Raw genomic sequence first — 21325 nt, forward strand, 5'->3', positions numbered from 1 at the left:
CAAAGCTCTGAGGGGCCAGGGGTGGTTGGACACGGAACTGCAAAAGTATGGATCAAGACAGTAATTTAAATCTATACTTCTGCGCAAGATCATCCCTAAAACTGAGCAATGTCATCTTTTTAGCTTCCTTATTTACAGAACTTTGTAGCTTAAAACAGTTAAAAGATGCAAGGCAAGTTAAGAGCAATTACCCTATCCTATAAAAACGCACCCATAGCTGTACGTGAGGCGGTAGCCCTCAACGAGATTGGCTGTCGTAACCTGCTGGATAAGATAAAGGAGTTTACCACCTGCTCCGAAGCGCTGGTGCTCTCAACCTGCAACCGCACCGAAGTATACTATGTAGCGGATCAGGACCTCACAAAGGAACTTGTAAAGCTGCTTGCCATCGAGAAAGGCTTTATCGCCACCAAAGCCATACTTCCATACTTTACATCCATTACGGATCATGTTGCTGCCATAACGCATTTGTTCAGAGTAGCCATTGGCCTGGAGTCGCAGGTGGTGGGGGATATGCAGATCATGAACCAGGTGAAGCATGCCTACCAGTGGACTGCAGATGCCGATATGGCCGGGCCTTTTCTGCACCGCTTGCTACACACGATCTTTAATGCCAACAAGAAAACCGTAAACGCTACCAATTTCCGCGACGGGGCTGCTTCTGTGGCTTTTGCCACCGTGGAGATGGTGGAAGAACTGACACATAAAATGCATAACCCGATTGTGTTGCTGATTGGAGTAGGAGACATTGGAAGGGAAGTTTGCCTTAACTTTCAGAAGTCGCGGTTAGAGCAGATCACCATCATCAACAGAACACACCACAAGGCCCTGGAGTTTGCCAGCAAAACAGGTGCACGTGTAGTGTACTGGGAAGAAGTTTGGCAAGAGATAGCGAAAGCAGATGTGGTGATCAGCAGTGTGCCGGGAGACTGCTTTTTCATTTCAGCGGATAAAGTTAAAGAGTTACAGCCCTGCATTAAGCCGAAGATCTTCCTTGACCTTTCGGTACCCAGAAGTATAGACGTGGCCCTCAACAACCTGCCAGGATGCTCAGTTTACAACATCGATGCCATTCGTAACCGAACTACAGAGGCACTGGAAAAACGCTTAGCCTCTATTCCGGAAGTGGAGCTGATTATCAAAGAGGCTGTTGATGAGTTTATTGCCTGGACAAACGAAAACGCCTTTACCCCGGTAATACAACAGCTCAAAAGCCACCTGGAGCAGATACGGCAACAGGAACTAGCCCGCTACCTGAAAAAGCTAAACCCACAGGAAGCCCAACTCGTGGAAGCCGTTACGCAAAGTATACTGAACAAGATCGTAAAGCTGCCCGCCTTAGAACTGAAAGCCGCCTGCCAGCGCGGAAACGCAGCGGCTCTAAGTGAGAGCCTGTATGCGCTGTTTAACCTCGAAAAGGAAAGCACGTTCGTGCAGTAAGCTGTAGAATCTGCTACTTTAGCTTAAGTTCTGATTTTGGAGGGTAAACCAGGCAGGTGTAAAGCCAATGCCGTCAATTTTAGAATAATTCATAGCTGATCCGGACATCCCTGTCCGGGTCTTAAGCTGCTGCGGACATCCTTGTCCGCATTCCAGAATACGGGGACAAGGATGTCCCCTGGCAGTTTTGCTTTCGGACAAAGAAGTCCGAAAGAGCTTTTGGCTTAAGTTGACGGCATTGGGTATAAACCCACCCCTAAAGAGTTAGCAAGTATAGCTCTTAAAGCTGGGTTAAATTTTTAGCTGAGCATTTTCATAACCAACGTATCGCGCAACTTGTGTACTTTATTCGATTCGTCAGGATAAGACGAAAATGTGTAGGTAGCATTTCAGTGCGCATACCTGATCTCCTTCACCATCACTTCTTCTTTGTTCCGGCCAAACTGCAGGGTAGCTTTTTCGCCTTCTTTTAAGCCTTGCACCGCCTGGGCTATCGGGGCAACAAATGCGATCAGGCCTTTTTCTACTGATGCCTCATCCACACCCACAATAGTAAACGTTCTGGTGAAGCCGGTTTTGCCTCCGCTCAGGGTCTGCAGCGTTACGGTGGCGCCAAACCGAACCTCATCTTTTGGTTGATCTTTTGGATCAATTACTCTGGCTGTAGAGATGCGGGCATTCAAAGCGCTTAACTGGCTGTTAAGTATGGTCAGCTGTCGTGTCCTTTCTGCTTCGTCGTCACGGGCTGCCTCGGCTTTTGAGCGTGCTGTTTCCAGCTCAGCATGTTCCTGGTGTAATTGCTCCAGGCCTTGTGGTGTTACATAGTTGGGCACGCCCGGTGGCAAGGCTGCCCTCGGCGGAATGATTGGCATCTGGCCGGCATTGTCTTCTTTTACAAATGCTCTGCTCATACTTAAAGTAATAAGGTATCTATTCTGTGTGCCTGTACCACCTCATCGCAGGTAGACCAGGAAAAAACGGTAAAACGCCCGTCCTGAGAGGCTACAAGGGCGATGGCATTACGTTGGTCGTGCACAAACTGAGCTGCTGCCAGGTGGCGCGTGCCGCCTTTCAGCGAGGGGTGTGCCCTTACAGCTTTGCCGCCCACAACGGGTTCTGTCATAACGATCTCCTTTACCGGGTCGTTGCCCTGCAGCCTTCCGATCTTGGCTCCAAATGCCAGCAGCTCATACTTGTCGCTGATTACGGTGGCCCCGTCAATGGCGGTGAGGCCGGCAATCATGTCCACTTCACGTTGGATAGCCTCCTGCACATGTACTTTATCTTGCTCTGCTTCTGTTTTTTGCAAGAGGTCGGCCAGCAGCGTAAAGGCAGGCTGCACGGTATAGGCCATTGGCTGCACCATGGAGTACTGCCAGGCTTCGTCGGCTGCAGGCACCACTAAAAGTATACCGCCGCGTTTATGTGCCCGCATCGAAACAGCCAGCTGCACCAGTATATTATAAGTGCTGTCTTGGATGTAGGCTGATTTAAAGCGAAGCAGCGATGTAAGCACCGAAGGACAGTCCGGGATGTGGGCAGCCTGTTCATCCACCAGCTTCACCTGGTCGCCTTTCAGTACGGCAACATTCACAAATTTACCGAACCCGTCGGCTCTGCGGTGTTTGATCACTAGCAACCCCGGTTCCGATACATCCACTACCATACACAAGCCCGGTATCGTGCTCGTTGTGCCCCAGATGTACAGTTCACCGTCTTCGTGCCACACGCCCAGATGGATGCCCGGCCGTTCCACGCCCGGTGCGATCTTAGTCAGGATAGCAGAGTTTAAGGGAAAGCGCTGCCCCAGCAAAAGGGGCTGCGGTACTTGTTCCGGCGGTACATAAGCCAACGAGATACGCGGAGAAATGCCTTCCTCGCGCCGCAGACTGGCCCAGAAAGCCGTATCAAGTATAAGCTCGATGTGTGTAGCTGGCGGTTCAGGTGCCAGATCTCTGGTCTGTAGCTGCATTTCTGCCTCCAGTAAGCCGGCAAAATGCGCCTCAATGGTAAAGGCTACAGTCTGGGCTGCCTGGTAAGTGGTGGTGCGTGTTGCCTGCATGTGGGTCTGGCCAATAAGCTTTAAAACATATACCTTACTCATTAAACCCATACGTGCCTGAATAGTTAGGGTGCACAGGCTTGATTCACAAACTACTAGAGCAGTGCCAAGGCAATCGTGTTCCCCGGTTTGCCCACACTCACCAGAGACGAGCAAGGACTCAAAATTTAAAACTTAGAATTAAGCATCCAGTCCTCCACTTACATCCTAATGCAGCACAATTTTACGTTGTATAGTCCCGTCTTTTGTGATAAGCTGCAATAAGTATATGCCACTTGGTTCCTTTTTAAGCGACAGGCTTTCCTGCAACTTAAATTGTCTCCGGTATTCTTTGGTATAGATCACCCGGCCACTCAGGTCGGTTAACCGCAGGGTGGCATCAGTGCCGGTAGCAAAATTAACCTCCACAGAAACGCGACCGCTTGTAGGATTCGGGTAGATGGATACCGGTACTTTCAGGTCATCGTCATCAATACTGGTAACTGAGCAATTTGTGACGGTTATGGTTTGGTTTGTACTGGCGGTGCAGCCTTCAGGTGAGGTGTAAGTATAGGTTATGGTGTGTATGCCCGGACCAGCCTCACCAGGATAAAACTTCCCATTTGCCACACCTTTGCCCGTGTAAGTGCCCCCAACAGGCGAGCCCCCGCTTAAGTTAAAGGCGGCTGCGTTGTGGCAGGTCTGCTCAAAAGTGCTCAGGCTTACGGCCGGCATCGGGTTTACGGTAATCTTCACAGGGTCACTGGTAGAAGAGCAGCTACCTGAAGTTACTATTCTCCTGAACCAGGTAGTGGATTGTAGAGTCCCGGTTTCGTAGTTTTTGGTATTAGAATTGGCTATGTCGGTAAAGTTACTGCCGTTGGTGCTGCGTTGCCATTGGTAAGTATATGTGCCGTTACCGCCCTTTGGTGTTTCCCCCACAAGGGCTGCTGCATTTCCGCCACTGCAAATGCTTTGGTTTCTCAGGATGATGTTATCGGTGATACTGGCCAGAACGCTCACTTCCTTTACAACTGATGTCTCGGAGCAGGTTCCATTGGACACGCGTACTTTATAGGCTCCGCTGGTATTTACCAACAGCTTGGAAGAGGTGGCGTCCTTTATCTCATCTCCGTTGCGGAACCATTGGTAACCGCTAATGCCTGTACTGGTAACGGCTGTTAGCTCAACGCTGCCCCCCTGGCAGAAAGATGTAGCTGAGCCAGCCGTTATGCTTACTGTTGGTACCGGACTGACATTTACCGTAACCTGTGCCGTGGCGGTGCATCCCTCCGCATTGATAGCAGTTACAGTATAGGTGGTAGTTTGGGAAGGAGAGGCCACCGGGTTTGCCACGTTGCCAGCCGAAAGGCCCGTAGCCGGCGACCAGGAGTAAGTAGCCGCTCCGGAGCTTACAGCAGCTTCAAGTTTTACTTCTCCTCCTGCGCAGATTGTTTTATTCTGAGTGGCACTTACCGTAAAATCGTTGCAATTGGTGTATCGGGACACTACCAGGTTGCCGCCAGTCATTTGTCTGCCCGACAAGTAAAAGCTCCTGTCGGAGGTGAAATCCAGCCCATAGCCTGTTTGCCATTCATCAGCCATACTTCTTCGGGTCTCTGTCCAGGTGGTGTTGCCGGTAGTGTTGTAGAGTATGGTGGTGGCCCTGGCCGGTGCAATTACGATTGGGTCTAAGTACCAGGCTGGTGGCCGTTGCACTACATCCCGGTATCCTGTTATAGCAACAATTCCATGAGGCGATAAGCCCAGGTCTGAGGGTACCACCCGTTTAATATCAGAGGTTTGCTGGTTATACTCGTTATACTTATGGTAATACTGGCGCTGGCCGGAGCTGTTGAAGGCGGTCAGGAAATAGTCCCAAATGTCTCTGTACTTAAGCTCTTTGCCAAGTATGGTAATCTGTTCGTCTTGGCTTAGCACTGCTTCCATGTGCGTAGATTCATCGGTGGCGCCGACGGCTTTTGTAAATTTCAGGTCGCCTGCCTCTGATACCTTATAGAGCAGCACCTGGTATAGGTATAAGCCATCCCTTTGGGTAACCAGGTATATATTCCCGCTTTCAGCTACAAGCACCTGGCTCAGGGTCTCATAGTCTGTTTTGAACGTTACATCATCAGAAACATAGTTGCCCGTAAAGGTTTTTGCACCGGTTTGTGCGTTTAGTTTAAGTAGCCGCGCACTATATTGTGACGGACTACCGGGTGTATATTCTTCCAGGCTTCCACCCACTAATAAAGAGCCTCTGCCGTCCAGTGCCAGTGCGGTGGGGTTACCACCCTTGCCATCAAAGCCAATAAAATCCGTGGACCAGGCCTCCTCACCGTTCGGGTTAAATTTAAAGATGCGTGAAGATTCGCCTATACTCTCGTTCTTACTCCCGGTGACGTATACTTCTCCTGTCTCAGAAACTACAAATGCATGTCTTGTCATGTGCTTGCGGCCAACAGGGCGGCTCCATGCTTTGTTGCCGTTGGCTGTATACTTTGCGATAAAAAATGTGCCATCATCATCTGTTAGCTGGCTCCAGCCCAGCAGGTAAATGTTGCCTTCGCTATCAGTTTTTATTCCCACAGGTTGGTCCCATTCCGATTTTTCATCAAGGTAAACTGAGCTCCAAAGCTTTTGTCCTTTGGGGTTGTGCTTGGTAAGTGCAATGTGATAGGTTTCGCGGTAGATGCCATTAAAAGTAGCCGTTATGATGTTCTGTTGCCTGTCGGTTACCTGGCTTGTAAACTCCTGTCTGCTTTCGTTTCCGCTCAGGATAGGCTGACTTACCCACTGCCTGCTAAACTGGGCATGTGCATTAAAGCAGCACAATAGAAGGAGCCCCAGAACCAGAGATTTATAGCACGACAAGGCTGTAGGTATACTTGTCCAATTGAGGGCTGGACGGTTTTCCGGTATACAGGTTGGCGAATGGTAAGTTTGTTTCATAGCGCGCGGAACTAGGGGTATTAATAAACTTGCTTTGCAGTGTAATCCAAAATAGGTTATACTTCAGTTTTTTAAATCTGTTGCACTTAAGCAAGTATAATTTTGATTATTGTAACTTTTATTAGGCTGGATATCAAGAGATTGCAGCGGGAAAGTATAGACTGTTGAGTGAACACAGCTCGGGATAGTTAGCCGGTATACGTGCGCTTTCGTAAAGAAGTGTAGATAAAAAGTATAAAAGTTAATGTGTAACCGTTGAAAAGGAGAGAGGAAAATGAAGCGCAGACATCATGAGCAGGACCTGCAACCAGACGAAGCCTACGAGCCTGGAATTGGCAAGTATACTTTATCTGAAAATCAGCTTAGAACCGGAACCATACCTCACAAGAAGCATAAAAGCACAACAAACAAAACAGCACAAGAGCAAAGCGCCTCAAAAGAAACTGATATTAGCAGCAGGAACCTGGAAACCGGAGATCTGACACGGCTTGACAGCGAACAGCTCCGGGATGAAAACACCAACCTGCACAACAACTGGTAATATGCCCGGCTACAAATAACACTGTTGCGCCGAAAGCCCTGGAGTTGGACAAGCCAAACATGGGCCTTAAAACTTGCCTCTGGACGACACTTTGAGGCTATGATCGTATAAAGCTAACCATCACTAAACTTCAGAAAGATGCAGGATAATAACAAACTTACATCCATGGTAAATGTACTGGACGAGCTCAAAAAAGAGGGCTACACCGAAGAGTACCTGATCACCGACGACAAGCACATGCGCGCCATGGATGGCAAGGAAACCTATACCCCCGATCAGGTCCAGATCGTGAATTTTTTCCGGTTTGAAGGCGAGAGTAACCCCGACGACATGTCTATACTATATGTGCTGGAAACGGATAACGGGCACAAAGGCACACTTACAGATGCATTTGGCACTTACTCCGACGACACCGTAGAGAGCTTTATGAAACAGGTGAAAAGTATGGGCAAAGACATGGACAGCCACGCCTGGTAAACGCTTAACTTACATCCCAGTATCATCATCTGAATATTGCAGCAGCACGGAATTGATGCAATTCAGTATTTGCCTGTGTCAGAAAATATCATACTTTTAGACAGGCAGTCAGGCAAAAAATCAAATGAGAGGCATTCTAGTACTTACTTTACTGGTGTGTTTTACCACACTAACCATGGCGCAAACCAGGAAAAGACCAGGAGAACTCGGCATCAGGATAGGTGTGCTGCCTACTGGCAACCACAATGCCATCACAGATGTGCAGGGCGTTAAAGTGGGCCATACTACACTGGTTCAGGGCCAAAACATACGCACCGGTGTTACAGCTATACTTCCTCACGGAGGCAATGTTTTCCAGGAGAAGGTGCCGGCGGCGGTGTATGTGGGCAACGGCTTTGGCAAACTGGTCGGCAGCACGCAGGTGCAGGAACTAGGCAACCTCGAAACCCCGATCATACTTACAAACACGCTTAGCGTGGGCACCGCCCTGAATGCCGTGGTGGATTATACATTGCAGCTGCCCGGAAACCAGCAGGTGCAATCGGTGAATGCAGTGGTAGGCGAAACCAACGACGGTTACCTGAACGACATACGCGGCCGCCACGTGAAGGAGCATCATGTGCTGGAGGCTATTTCAAAGGCTAAGGATGGTGTGGTGGCAGAGGGAAATGTGGGAGCCGGCACAGGCACGGTATGTTTTGGCTTTAAGGGTGGCATTGGTACAGCATCGAGGCGCTTGCCGGCAAGCCTGGGCGGCTACACGGTGGGTGTGCTGGTGCAGAGCAATTTCGGAGGCGTGTTGCAGGTGGATGGTGTGCCAGTAGGAGAGGAGCTGAACCAGTTTTCTTTCAGGCAGCAGATCACTGAAAAGGCAGATGGTTCGTGCATGATTGTGGTGGCCACTGATGCTCCTCTGGATGCCCGAAATTTAGAACGACTGGCCAAGCGTGCCATGATGGGCCTGGCTAAAACCGGCGGTATTGCCTCCAATGGCAGCGGCGACTACGTTATCGCTTTCTCCACGCACACAGACCTGCGCATACCTTATACTTCCGATGCCAAAACCCAAACGGTAACCCTTCTCCGCAACGATGAAGTGTCGCCGCTGTTCCTGGCCGTGATCGAGGCAACCGAAGAAGCCATCATCAACTCACTTTTCATGGCCGAAACCACCCAGGGCAAAGAGCAGCGCACCGTAGAGGCCCTGCCTGTCGATACCGTGCTCAAGCTCATGAAAAAGCACAATGCGCTGAAGCGGTAAGTATAAAAGTATATACTACAACCTTTCATCCAAGACGACCTCGCATCCAAGACGACCTCGCAGGAGCTGCGCACGCTGCGAGGTCGGCGTTAAACTATTTTTTATACTTTACCCGATGTTACCTTGAACATGGTTTTGGGTACATTTTTTTATAGGTGAAAGTATAAAAACGAGTAACGGAGGCGGTTTTCAAATATTCAATTCTTCGTATGTGCCATGTTACTTTTGTATGTAAACCTTCCTTGATATAATTGAATTATATGATTCAATTTACCTATCTAACTTATTTCTCACCTTAAACAATTAAGTGTATGAAGAATACTTTTTTCAAGGCAGGAAGATCTGCTTTAGCCCTTGCGGTAGTGTCTGCTGCTCTGTTTACCTCCTGCGAGCAGGAAACCCTAATGGAAGATGAGACTTTTGCCCTATCGGATGAGGCACAGGCTATGAAGCAGCAAACGCAGCAGTTTGTGCCTAATGAGGTGCTGGTGAAGTTTAAAGCCGGCACTTCCGCAGATGCAAAGGCAGCAGTCCTGGAGCGTATCAGCGGCAAGGTTAAAGAGCACATTCTTACCAAAACCATGGAGCGCTTCGGCGACAAGGAAGGCCTGACACTGGTGCACACGCCAATGGCGGCACTGGAAGCGCTGGGCAAAATGAAAGGAGCCGCTGAAATAGAGTATGCAGAGCCGAACTACATTTATACACACAGTGCCACCACTTCAGACCCATACTATACCAACGGTTCTTTGTGGGGCATGTATGGTAGCAGCACGACTCCGGCTAATCAGTTTGGCAGTCATGCCGGCGTAGCCTGGGCTGCAGGCAACACTGGTTCATCGTCTGTAGTAGTTGGTATAATTGACGAAGGGATACAGGTTGATCATCCGGATCTGGCGGCCAACATCTGGACAAACCCATACGACCCGGTGGATGGCATTGACAACGACGGCAACGGCTACGTGGATGATGTGAATGGCTGGGACTTTGATGGCAACAACAATAAAGTATACGACGGCGGCTCTAAAGGTAACCTCGACGACCACGGAACGCACGTAGCGGGTACTATCGGTGCTGTGAATAATGGTTCTGGTGTGGTAGGCGTTAACTGGAACGTAACCATGATCTCCTGTAAGTTCCTGGGCCGCAGAGGTGGTACTACTGCCAATGCCATCAAAGCCGTGGATTACCTGACTGACCTGAAAAACCGCCATGGCATGAACATCGTGGCAAGCAACAACTCGTGGGGTGGCGGCGGCTACTCGCAGGCGCTTTACGATGCCATACAGCGTGCGCAGGCTAAAGATATTCTGTTTGTGGCAGCAGCCGGCAATGGTGGCAGCGATGGCGTGGGAGATAACAACGATGTTACGGCAAGCTATCCGTCTAACTATACCCTTGACAATGTGATCGCTGTGGCTTCCATCACTTCGTCTGGTGCCAAGTCGTCGTTCTCTAACTATGGCGCAACTTCTGTGGATATCGGTGCTCCAGGTTCTGGTATTTGGTCTACGACAGCCTATAACACATTATCATCTTACAATGGTACTTCTATGGCAACACCTCACGTAACTGGTGGCGTGGCGCTTTATGCAGCTTCACATCCGGGTGCAACGGCTGCCGCTATCAAAAATGCCATCATGAGCAGTGCACTGCCTACGGCTTCGCTGGCAGGCAAATGCGTAACGGGTGGTCGTTTAAATGTAAGCGGATTTTAAGTTAGACTTTAAAAATGCTCTATAAGGTTTATTACGAAAAAAGCCGCACTGGTTTAACCGGTGCGGCTTTTTCGTTTTGCATGAAGTATAAATTTATGCCTTACTGGCTACTGCTTTAGCTGGCTCAACCGTGGCTTGCCCTTTTGGAAGTATAAAACGAAATGTGGTACCCTGTTCTGGTATGGATTGCACGTCCAGCTTAATTTTATGGAACTGTGCCACCGTGTTTACAATGGCAAGGCCCAGGCCGTGGCTTTCCCTGTCAGGGGCATGGGTACGTTTAAAACGCTTGAATATATTGGGCAACTGTTCGGGAGGTATGCCAGTGCCAGTGTCGGTTACGGTAAGTGTATACTTCTTATCAACCAACTGACTGCTGATATTAATGGTACCGCCATACTTGTTATACTTGATGGCATTGTTTACCACGTTAAAAAGCATCGTGAACAACAGCGAGTAATTGGCACTGTGCAGTACCAGGTCTTCCTGCAGCGAGGTACTGATGCTTACCTCTTTCATCTCGGCACGGTCGGCTATCTCTTCCACCACGTCCAATACCAGTGCCTCTATATCCACGTCCTCGTTTTTAAGGTATTGCTCGTTCTCGATGCGCGAGATCAGCAGTAGTGCCTGAATTATACTTTTAAGCCGGTGCAGGGTTTTCTGGCTTTCCATTAGTTTTGGAAGCGCATTGTCGGGCATGTCCGGGTCTACCATCAGGTTCTCGAGGCGGTTCTGCATAATAGATACCGGCGTCAGCAACTCATGCGACACATTGCCGATAAACTCCTTTTCCTGCCGGAAAGCGTCCTGTACCTGCCCCATCATCTTGTTTATAGTATCGTTCAGGTACACGAAGTCGCTGGTATTGGTAGGCAGGGTAGTGGGCTTAAAGGTATCGGGGTGGCCGATGCGCTTTAGCTTGCGCAGTATCAGGCGCATGGGGCGCAGCAGTATCTTCACAAAAGCCAGATCCAGGAACACGGTGAACAGCACTACCCCCACCAGAAAGTATAAGGCATAGCGCTGCAATGTCAGGCTTGTTTCCCGGATGGTGTCCAGGCTGCGGCCTATCTCAAGCAGGTAGGTTTCGCCGTGCAGCTCGAAGGCCAGGCTGAGCACGCGGTATTCTACCACTTCATCCTCGACCTTGCGCAGCGTGTTCTCTATCCTGTTGTTTATCCGGGAGGGGTCGATGATCTCCATCGAGATGAACTCTTCCTTCAGCAGGTTGTAGCTGCCATAGGCATTGTTGTCGCCACCGGAAAGGAACGTTTCGATGCCCTGTTGCTCGATAATATCAAACACCTGCTCCTTTTTCTGGAGCAGGCGCTGATCTGTGCTGTGCAGGGCGATGCGGTTTACCACGGGCGGCAATACCATCACTACCAGCAGCAGTATGATTATTTTGGATGCTGCACTGAACAGCGTAAGTTTAGACTGTAACCTCATGCTACGCCACTAACCTGTAACCCACGCCGCGCACGGTTTCCAGCCAGTCGTTGGGGATGTACTCCGACAATTTTTTGCGCAGGTTCTTGATGTGCACATCAATGTAGTTGGAGTCGTAATTGTCTTCCAGGATATTGCCCCAGATATGCTCTGTAAGTTGCAGCCTGGTAAGGATGCGCTTGCGGTGCAGCAGCATGTAATGCAGCAGGTCGAACTCCTTTTTTGTGAGGGTGATCTCCTTGCCCTGGTAAGTTACAACGCGGGCGGAGCTGTCGAGCTCTATACCCCTGAACTCCAGTATAGTAGACTTTACCTTAAACTTGCGGCGAAGTATGGCTTGCATGCGTGCCTGCAGTTCCAGCAGCGAGAATGGCTTTGGCAGGTAATCATCTGCCCCCAGCCCAAGCCCTTCGATGCGGTCTTCGAGGGCACCGCGTGCCGTAAGTATGATAATGGCCGGCTCATGCTCCAGTTCCCGTGTTTCGCGCAGCAGGTCCAGGCCTTCGTAATCGGGCAGGCCCAGGTCCAGAAGTATAAAATCGTAGCGGTTTACGGCAATCTTCTCTGAGGCCTCACGTCCCGTAAAGGCCCAGTCGCAGAGGTAATGTTCCTGGGTAAGAAAATGCTTTAGTTCATTTGCCAGGCTAACCTCATCTTCAACAATGAGTACGTGCATAATTAAGGTGAGATAAATTGTATGCTAGAACGTGTATTTTACGCTTAAAGTATAAAAAGACTGTGCTTTTGATTCGTCGCCCTCCAGCTTGTTTACCGGAATGGAGTAACGCCAGGATGGTTCGATCTCAAAATTACCGATATACATCACCACAGGCACCTTGATATCGTAGTTCAGTACCCTGAACCTGCTTACCTGTGTGGTGGTGGTTGTGGTGGTGGTCTCTTCCGTGGTGCCGCCTCCCGTGCCTCCTGTGTTACTGCCACCGGGTTTTAGAGGGTCAAGTATACCGCCAACCGGGCCACTGCTGCCCGTGCCGCTGCCCGGCTTGTTTTTCTTTGTAGTGGTGGTAGTGGTGTGTACCTCAGAAAAGCGCTGTGTGCCTGCTGTTATACTTAGCTTGGGATCGAGGCCAACCGGCATGCCGCCCTGCCACAAAGGATTAAGGGGCACATACCTGGAATTCTCCAGAACCGAGAACACATCGTTGCCGCTGCCGATTATATAACTCCCGGTAAGTGCCGTGTAGAGGTATTTCCAGTCGTAGGCAGTCCTGACAGAGAGTGCATCGGTTGTGCTGGCGTTAACCTGTGGCGTGTTCTTCCCGAAAATGAAATGGGTATAACTCATGTCCACCTCCAGGCGCTTACGCACCTTAAAGCTGTAGCCCACCGAAAGGTCAGTTTCATCCACAAGGTCTTCGGTGCCAAAAAGCTGGTAAGCCGAAGCAGATGCCCAAATACCCGTATGGTGAATGTAAGTAACAGACGGGGCCACGTAGGGGTAGCGTTTGGCAGTGTTCCTGCCGAAGAACGATGAGTTATTGGCAGTCTCCAGGCCAATGACCCACCAGTTTGTTTTTGTGGTATCCGGCTCGGCCAAAGGTGCCGCCGCCACTGCTTTTATACTTAGCAGTAACGTTATCAGCAAAGCCAGATGTATCCTGAATGCCTTCATGTTTTCGTTATAAAAATGCCCGGCAGCCCCTGCCAATGCAAGGGCTGCTGAGCAAATATAAACTTAAAGGGTATTAGTTACCCACTTTAATTTTAGTACCGGCACCTACTTTTACGGCACCGCCTACCTCTACCGGACGGTTAGATTTACCCGGCGTTATTACCTTAGTAGTATTATTTACTGCACCGTTTGCTTTAGTGGCAGCGCCCGTGTTAACTTTTGCGGCACCTGCTGCTCTGGATACACCTGCAGCACGGCTGGCGCCACCTGTAACTTTAGCTCTGGTAGCGGCTTCGGCTTTTACCTGCGCCGGTTTTTCCTGGGCTTTGGCGGTGGCCACCTCTTTTACTTCCTGTCCTTTTTCTTTGCCTTTTTCCTGCGTGCCTTGTGCGGTCTCAACTACAGCCTTGCCTTGTGCCTGGGCATTTTCAGCCTGTGTGCTGGCAGTGGCTTTACCTTTCTGCGCAGCATCTACGGAAACCTGCTTGCCCTGGTTTGCCTTGGCAGCTGCGTCGGCCTCAACAGATACCTGTGTGCTTTGTGCCGCGTTTACACTTGCATTACCAGCGTTTTCCGCTTTTTTGCCTTGTACTTTTACAGTTGCCTCCGTTTGCTGTGCCACTTCTGCTGCCACTTGCTCGCCGGTTCCGGCTGTTTGCTTACCTTTTGCGGCAATGGCGGTTGCATTGCTTTTCGCCACCTCTGCCACAGCCTGTCCGCGGTTCTCGCCTTCAGCAGTTACTGTTGCCTTCACGCTATGTGCTGTTTCGGATACTGTCTTTCCGTGGTTCTCCTGAGGGGCTTTCTCTTCTTCCTTCGGGGTTACCGGTTTTCTTTCTTTGCCATTGCGTGGCTCTTCCGGCGTCGGCTCTGTGTCGGCAGGTTTCTCCTGTGCTTTCTTCTCTTTCTTGGTCTTCACAGAAGCAGAGCCACCCATGGCGGCCTTTGCATCGGCTTTGCCTTTTGCAGGTGCAGTTTCGGTTGTGGTTGCCCCGTTGGCAGTGCTTGTTCCGGCCGCGCTTGCCTGCTGGCCGTCCCCGTTAGATGAAACCTGTACGGTGGTGATTGTATTTGATTTTACAGTTGTCTTGCTAGTCTGGGCGAATACAGTTGCTGTGCTTAAAAGGGCTGCAGCAAAAAACGTTATCTTTTTCATTGTCTTTTTACGGTTTAATTAGTTAATGCTTCAAAACTATATTGTCAAGATGAAGACAACATGAAGAAATAAAATTTTTGAAAATTTTTTCAAAATGTTTCCGGGGGTTGTCATTTTTCCCTGTTTGGGGCACTAACAAATATCCCATACAATTAATCTTGTATAAGTGGTTCCGAAAGTATAAATGCTGCAAATATAAAAACCTTTTAGCGGGCACAGGGCAATGGCAGTACATAGCCAACAAGTTACAACCGGACCAGCCCCGGCACGAAACAAGCTAATTTTCTGCGGGTTTGATCACTTTATTTATATTTAAGTATGCCGCACCTTACTTCCTGAACATTAACAGGTTGTGCACATATCACTTTCAGGAGAAGAGCTTGCCGCCTGCTACGGGTTGTAAATTATAGTTGGTGCAGTAAGCATTTAAATATCATTTTACCTACATTAGTACTAAAGAGCGCGTTTTACGTTAGTAGCTCAGTAATAATAACCAGGTTGTAAAGGCACATTTGTTTAATTGTGTGCAAAGGATTGCTGTCGAACTGGTGTTCTTAAAGTGTAAACTAAAACGATGCGATCCCGCTTAAACTATCTGAAATTTTTAAAAAACCATTTTACCATTGTATTGTTATTACTGGTTTTAAGGCTGTTTTAAACGTGCAAAGTATAGTTACTTGATTTTGGAGCGGTTTATGAAACCCTGAATTGGTTAGGTTAAAAAACTTGAGTTTTATAAGAAATTGATTATCAGTAACGTTTAGTTGAGCATGTCTCAATGCTGGCCCACAAACGCCTGGGGCAAGCCTGATATTTTTTAGATTATGAACTATGATTAACAAAGCAGCACCTGTCAACTTAACAATAGAAGAAGATTACGATTCGCAGTTTTGCGGCAGCATACCCTTGCACCTTGTCAACCTTATACAGCCACACGGCATGCTGCTTGTGTTGGATAATGGGGACCTGAAGATCGTGCAGGCAAGCGAAAATGTTGAAACATACTTAGACGTAAGCGCCACCAACTTAATAAACCAAACACTCGACACCCTGATTCCGGATAGTCAGTTTGAGGAGATAAAAGCCAAGGTAAATAGGCAGGATAGCCAGGAGAAAATACCCCTTACGCTGACTTTCGGGGTTAACGGCCAGGACAGGGCTTTTTCTGCGGTGGTGCTTCCGCAGCAAGACTATATCTTACTGGAGCTGGAGGAAAGCAAGGATGTGGCCCCGTCGTATTTTATAGGTCTTTACCAAAACCTGAAGTATATAACCACCCTGCTGAAAAGGGCGCAATCGTGTAGCGAGATCGCGGAGACTGCCGCCGCAGAATTAAAAAAGTTCAGTGGCTTCGACAGGGTGCTGGTTTACCAGTTCGACCCGCAGTGGAACGGGATCGTGGTTGCGCAGGCACGGGAAGAGGATCTGGATGATTACCTGGGTCTGCGCTTCCCGGCATCTGATGTTCCGAGGCAGGCAAGAGAGCTATACTTCCGGAACCCTTACCGCCTGATCCCAACCCGTAGCTATACGCCTGTGCGCATGATACCGGTAATTAACCCGCTTACCCAACAGTTTACCGACCTATCGGAAAGCAGCCTGCGAAGCGTGGCAAATGTACACCTGGAGTACCTGACCAACCTTGATGTGATGGCCTCTATGTCGCTGCCGATCATCATAGACAACAAACTCTGGGGCCTGTTATCCTGCCACCACAAAACGGCTAAAAACCCCGGTTACGAAATGCGTTCAGCCATGGAGTTGTTTGCCGGCATTTTATCCGCACAGTTAGAAGCGAAGCAAAAAGAGGAGAACATGGCCCTTCGGGTCAGGCTGCGAAGTTTGCATGTAAAACTTATAGAGCAGTTGTACTCCGCCTCATTCTTTACCGATGGCATTTTACAAGGCTCAACAAATATTAAAGACCTGCTTAACCTGGACGGGGCAGCCATATCCATTGAAGGCAACATTTTTTTAAGCGGTGTTACCCCTGAAAAACAGGAGGTGAAGGAGCTGGTATCGTGGTTGAGGAGGAATAAGAATGAACAGGTTTTTGCGACGGATACCCTGCCGGCCGTTTATCCTTATAGCAAAGATTACCGTGCAGTTGCCAGCGGCCTGATAGCTATACCTATAAACGCGGAGCAGGGCGAGTTTATACTTGGGTTCAGGCAGGAAGTGCTGCAGACGGTAAACTGGGGAGGCAATCCACACGATGCCATACAGATGGAGCCTGACGGTAAAACATATCACCCACGCAACTCCTTCAGCATTTATAAGGAAACAGTGCAGAACACATCTTTACCCTGGTTGCAGGAGGAACTGGAAGCCGCCCATGATCTGCGCGGCGCCGTGCTTGAAAAACTAATAAAAGACCGGTATTAATTATTTTGTTTTACGCACGTAATTGCACATTAAAAGAAACCTGTCGCCGGGAGTATGAAAGCGAATATGACACCATCTAAAGCAGCTGTTAAGAAAAAGGAAGAGAAGCCTGCCTCAGATCATTACCTGATCGGGATAGGGGCCTCTGCTGGTGGACTGGAGGCTATCCATAAACTTTTCGACCATTTTCCAAACAACTCAAGCTTTTCCTTTGTCATTATCCAGCATCTGTCGCCGGACCATAAAAGCCTGATGGCCGAGCTGCTTTCAAAGCACACCCAGATGCAGGTGCAGGTGGCAGAAGATAACATGCTTACGCGCCCTAACTGCGTGTATGTGCTGCCCAGCGGCAAGCAGCTGACGATGGCGCACGGCAGGCTAAAGTTAGAGGATAAGACCCGAAGCCGTGAGCCGAACTTTGCCATAGACCTCTTTTTTAAATCGATGGCTGAGAGCCGCGGTAAGTATGCCATTGGCATTGTGCTGTCCGGTACCGGAACAGACGGGTCGAAGGGTGCCAGGGCCATTAAAAAAGCTGGGGGCATGGTAGTGGTGCAGGACCCCGAAACAGCCAAGTTTGATGGCATGCCGCGCAGCGCCATCGATACCGGCTACGTGGATTTTGTATTGCCGCCTGAGCAAATGCCTGAAGAGATAATTGAATACACCCGTAAAATACCACTGGTGAAAAGTATACTTGCGAATAGTGACCTGGGTGAGGAGGAGGCCGTTTTTAACGAGATCCTGGACCTTGTATGCACCCACACCCAAACCGACTTTACTAATTACAAGGAGGCCACCATCAACCGGCGTATCCGGAAAAGAATGGATACCCTGAAGGTGAAAACGATGGCCGAATACCTCACTTACCTGCACGAGCATCCGACAGAGATCAAGAAACTTTGCCAGGAGTTCTTTATTAACGTAACCAGTTTTTTCAGGGATAAAGAAGCGTTTAAAGAGATTGAGGAGGACATCATACCCAACATTATTGCCGGGAAGGAGGAAGGCCAGACAGTAAAAGTATGGGTGGCCGCATGCAGCACCGGCGAGGAAGTATATTCACTGGCCATCCTGTTTAAAGAAGCCTATGAAAAGCTTGGCAGAGAGCCGCATGTAAAGCTTTTCGCCACCGACATCGATCTGCAGGCGATCACGCAAGCCTCAAAAGGGAGCTATCCGCTGTCTATCGCCAAGCATGTGTCTGCGGAGCGCCTGAAGAAGTACTTTTACCAGAAAGGCAACAGGTATTATATAAACGAGGAGATCCGTAAGCTCGTGGTATTTGCACAACACGACCTGCAGAAAGACCCGCCGTACAGCCGCATCGACCTGATCTCGTGCCGTAACATGCTGATCTACCTTAATCAGAGCCTGCAAAACAAGGTGTTGGCATTATTCCCTTACGCCTTGAACCTGGGTGGCTACCTTTTCCTGGGGTCCAGCGAGCACATCGGGGATACGAAGTCATACTTTACCGAGGTGAGCAGAAAATGGAAGATATTCCGGAAAATAAAAGAGAACAGGGGTGTCCGGCACAGCTATGGCATTCCAAATTACTTTAGCAACAGCAAGAACGAGCAGAGCAATCACGCCACGTACAAAAACACCGTTGATGCCAGGTACAACAACTCCTTCATGGATGCCGTGTCGGCAGACTTTAAGGTAACAGGGCTTTATGTTGACGAGAATTACCAGCTGCTGCACGGGATCGGCGATATCAACCGGTTCCTGAAGTTTCCGGACAAACGCCTGCATTTCAACCTGATCAAGATGGTGCCCGAAGAACTGGCTGTAACGCTTAGTGTGGGCATCAGGAAGGCGCTGAAGCAGAACCGCAAAGTGGTTGCCCGACAGGTAGCCGTGAAGATCGGCAAAAAAGAGCAGATGGTTCATGTTTCGATTCGCCCCATTACCATTGAAAAAGGTGAGCCGAAAGTTATACTTGTGCTGCTGCAGGAAATGGGAGAGGTAACGCCATTGCCAAAAGTATCAGACCTTACATTTGTGTCGGACTCTGATTACTACCAACAGCTTACGGCCCTGGAAATGGAGCTGAAGGAGGCACGCGAAGGACTCCACATGACGGTGCAGGACCTGAGCACGACCAACGAGGAACTCCAGAGCACCAACGAGGAACTTATGTCCTCGAATGAGGAGTTGCAAAGCTCCAACGAGGAGATGCAATCGCTGAACGAGGAGTTGCATACCGTAAACTCTGAGCACCAACTTAAGATAAAAGAACTGCAGGAACTGAACGAGGACCTGGATAACTATATCAGGAGCTCAAACATCGGGCAGTTGTTCGTTGACCATCACCTGGTTATCCGGAAGTTTACGCCTGCCATAGAAGGCCTGATCAACGTGATCGGCAGCGACCTGGGCAGGCCTATCCACCATTTGTCCCATAACCTGAAGTATACCCGCCTGATCGAAGATATCAAAGAGGTAAATAATACCTCTGTAGAGATCGAGCGTGAAGTGGAAACCACTGATGGCAAATACTACCTGATGCGCATTATCCCGTACCTGAAGCATGACGGCAACAAGGACGGAGTGGTAGTGAGCTTTGTGGAAGTGACCACCCTGAAAACACTAAGTAATGTGGTACAGGGTGTCCTAAACAGTTCCTTCAATAGTATTATGGCTTTCAGGGCCATCCGAAACGACAAAAAAGAGATCACGGACTTCTCCTGGACCCTGCTGAACAAAAAAGCTGAGAGCTTTACCGGGTCATCGCAGGCCGAGCTGCTGAATACCAGTGTGCTTGCAACGCTGCCATTCCTGAGAAAGAGCGGGCTGTTTAAGAAGTTTGTCCAGGTAATAGAGTCCGGACAGGCCATACATATGGAGCAGCAGCTGGCATTTAACAAAGAAAAGGCCTGGTATGAGATTGCAGCGGTAAAAATGGGCGATGGACTAACAGTTACCATGGCCGATATTACCGAGAAGAAGAACAGCGAAGACAAGGTGTTGATGGCCTATGAGGAACTCAAGCAGGCAGAGGAGAACCTGATCAGGCTGAATAATGAACTAGAGAAAAGGGTGCAGGAACGCACAAAGGAGCTTGCTGCCAGCGAAGAGCGTTTCAGGATGGTGTCCAGGGCTACGAACGATGTTATCTGGGACTGGAACCTGGTGAACAATGAGTTCTGGTGGAGTGAGAGTATGAAAAGCACCCTTGGCTTCGAGCCGTCTGAGATAAAATCCGGTTTCCAGGGCTGGTTGGAGCTTATACACCCCAACGACAGGGCAGGGATACAGGAAAGTATAAACGCCGCCATAAACTCTGGACAGGAGCAGTGGTCCGGGGAGTACAGGTTGCAGAAGAAAGACGGTACTTACGCCTACGTTTCGGACAGGGCCTACATCCTGCATAACGAGTACCACATGCCATACCGTGTGCTGGGCACCTTTATCGACCTGACAGACCTGAAACTAACCCAGGAGAAGCTACAGGAAACCAACGAGCACCTGTTACGGGTGATCGAGGACCTGGATACATTTGTGTACACGGCATCCCACGACCTGAAGGCGCCAATAGGTAACATAGAGGGCCTGATGTTACTGCTGGAAGAGCAGATCGCATCGGCCGGGCCAATACCAGGCGAACCGATGGAGCCTGTTTTTGAGATGATGAAGGGGGCAATCAATCGTTTCAAGAACGTGATCAAAGACCTGACCGACATTGTGAAAGTGCAGCGCGACGTGGACGGCAAGCCGGAGCGGGTAGAAGTACAGGAAGTGTTTGAGGAAGTTAAGGCCAATATAAAAGACATACTGGAGGGAGAAGAGGTAGCGTTTGACGTAGATTTCAGCAAAGCGCCACATATCATCTTTTCGAAGAAAAACCTCTTTAGCGTGCTTTATAACCTTGTTAGCAATGCTATAAAGTACAAGGCAAAAGACAGAAAGCCTGAGATAACAATACGCACTGAAAAAGTGGATGGCTATACCCGCTTAACCGTATCCGACAATGGTCTGGGCATTAGCAAGGATAACCTGACCAAGCTGTTTACATTGTTCAAGCGATTCCATTCGCATGTTGACGGCACGGGCATGGGACTTTACATTGTTAAGAGAATGATAGACAACGCGAACGGCCATATCAATGTTAAAAGCAAATTAGGAGTAGGCACCACTTTCGAGTTATACTTTAAGAATTAGCCTAAAGTATAAATGCTAATGCTGTCCGGCATTTTGGCCTGAAAGTATAAAACCACGGTTAGTGTTTTGCTGCAATGCGATCACAAACCGTGGTTTTAT

Annotated in this window: 14 protein-coding genes; 7 read left to right on the forward strand and 7 right to left on the reverse strand. The window is 49.2% G+C overall.

Annotated features, from left to right (window positions below; genetic code table 11):
* Window positions 1–165: 165 nt before the first annotated feature.
* Window positions 166–1440: a glutamyl-tRNA reductase gene (gene hemA / locus AC4BAP_RS06245; RefSeq protein WP_490581763.1), complete on the forward strand. Its 1275-nt coding sequence runs from the start codon at window positions 166–168 to the stop codon at window positions 1438–1440.
* 389 nt (window positions 1441–1829) lie between these two features.
* On the opposite strand, the gene AC4BAP_RS06250 is transcribed toward hemA, so the two are convergent.
* From AC4BAP_RS06250 to AC4BAP_RS06260, 3 genes are all read right to left on the reverse strand, one after another.
* The gene (locus AC4BAP_RS06250) at window positions 1830–2351 is read right to left on the reverse strand and encodes a GreA/GreB family elongation factor (RefSeq protein ID WP_490581764.1); all 522 of its coding nucleotides are present in this window, start codon (window positions 2349–2351) and stop codon (window positions 1830–1832) included.
* Between the two features lie 2 nt (window positions 2352–2353).
* Entirely contained in the window at window positions 2354–3544 is a 1191-nt protein-coding gene (locus tag AC4BAP_RS06255) for a putative sensor domain DACNV-containing protein (protein ID WP_490581765.1), read from the reverse strand.
* 165 nt (window positions 3545–3709) lie between these two features.
* Window positions 3710–6436 carry a DUF8696 domain-containing protein gene (locus tag AC4BAP_RS06260; RefSeq protein ID WP_490581766.1) on the reverse strand — a complete coding sequence of 909 codons (2727 nt, stop codon included), beginning with the start codon at window positions 6434–6436 and terminating at the stop codon, window positions 3710–3712.
* 274 nt (window positions 6437–6710) lie between these two features.
* Between AC4BAP_RS06260 and AC4BAP_RS06265 the strand changes: the two genes are divergently transcribed.
* The 4 genes from AC4BAP_RS06265 (at window position 6711) to AC4BAP_RS06280 (ending at window position 10433) form a co-directional block, all read left to right on the forward strand.
* Window positions 6711–6977 (forward strand): hypothetical protein, encoded by a 267-nt coding sequence (locus AC4BAP_RS06265; RefSeq protein ID WP_490581767.1) that lies wholly within the window; start codon window positions 6711–6713, stop codon window positions 6975–6977.
* A gap of 138 nt (window positions 6978–7115) precedes the next feature.
* Window positions 7116–7454 carry a hypothetical protein gene (locus AC4BAP_RS06270; RefSeq protein WP_490581768.1) on the forward strand — a complete coding sequence of 113 codons (339 nt, stop codon included), beginning with the start codon at window positions 7116–7118 and terminating at the stop codon, window positions 7452–7454.
* A 175-nt stretch (window positions 7455–7629) separates the two neighbouring features.
* Window positions 7630–8715, forward strand: a complete 1086-nt coding sequence (locus AC4BAP_RS06275) for a DmpA family aminopeptidase (RefSeq protein ID WP_490581769.1) — start codon at window positions 7630–7632, stop codon at window positions 8713–8715.
* Between the two features lie 311 nt (window positions 8716–9026).
* Window positions 9027–10433: a S8 family peptidase gene (locus AC4BAP_RS06280; protein ID WP_490581770.1), complete on the forward strand. Its 1407-nt coding sequence runs from the start codon at window positions 9027–9029 to the stop codon at window positions 10431–10433.
* Between the two features lie 93 nt (window positions 10434–10526).
* Here AC4BAP_RS06280 and AC4BAP_RS06285 read toward each other — a convergent pair whose 3' ends face one another.
* From AC4BAP_RS06285 to AC4BAP_RS06300, 4 genes are all read right to left on the reverse strand, one after another.
* On the reverse strand, window positions 10527–11885 hold the full coding sequence (locus tag AC4BAP_RS06285; RefSeq protein WP_490581771.1) for a sensor histidine kinase: 1359 nt from the start codon (window positions 11883–11885) through the stop codon (window positions 10527–10529).
* A gap of 1 nt (window position 11886) precedes the next feature.
* Window positions 11887–12561: a response regulator transcription factor gene (locus AC4BAP_RS06290; RefSeq protein ID WP_490581772.1), complete on the reverse strand. Its 675-nt coding sequence runs from the start codon at window positions 12559–12561 to the stop codon at window positions 11887–11889.
* 24 nt (window positions 12562–12585) lie between these two features.
* Window positions 12586–13518: a hypothetical protein gene (locus AC4BAP_RS06295; protein ID WP_490581773.1), complete on the reverse strand. Its 933-nt coding sequence runs from the start codon at window positions 13516–13518 to the stop codon at window positions 12586–12588.
* Window positions 13519–13591: 73 nt separating this feature from the next.
* The gene (locus AC4BAP_RS06300; RefSeq protein WP_490581774.1) at window positions 13592–14674 is read right to left on the reverse strand and encodes a hypothetical protein; all 1083 of its coding nucleotides are present in this window, start codon (window positions 14672–14674) and stop codon (window positions 13592–13594) included.
* An 831-nt stretch (window positions 14675–15505) separates the two neighbouring features.
* Here AC4BAP_RS06300 and AC4BAP_RS06305 point away from each other — a divergent pair.
* Both AC4BAP_RS06305 and AC4BAP_RS06310 read left to right on the forward strand, forming a co-directional pair.
* The gene (locus AC4BAP_RS06305; protein WP_490581775.1) at window positions 15506–17059 is read left to right on the forward strand and encodes a GAF domain-containing protein; all 1554 of its coding nucleotides are present in this window, start codon (window positions 15506–15508) and stop codon (window positions 17057–17059) included.
* Between the two features lie 54 nt (window positions 17060–17113).
* Entirely contained in the window at window positions 17114–21226 is a 4113-nt protein-coding gene (locus AC4BAP_RS06310; protein WP_490581776.1) for a chemotaxis protein CheB, read from the forward strand.
* The last annotated feature ends 99 nt before the right edge of the window (window positions 21227–21325 follow it).

It is taken from the genome of Pontibacter sp. GD7, assembly GCF_058216375.1.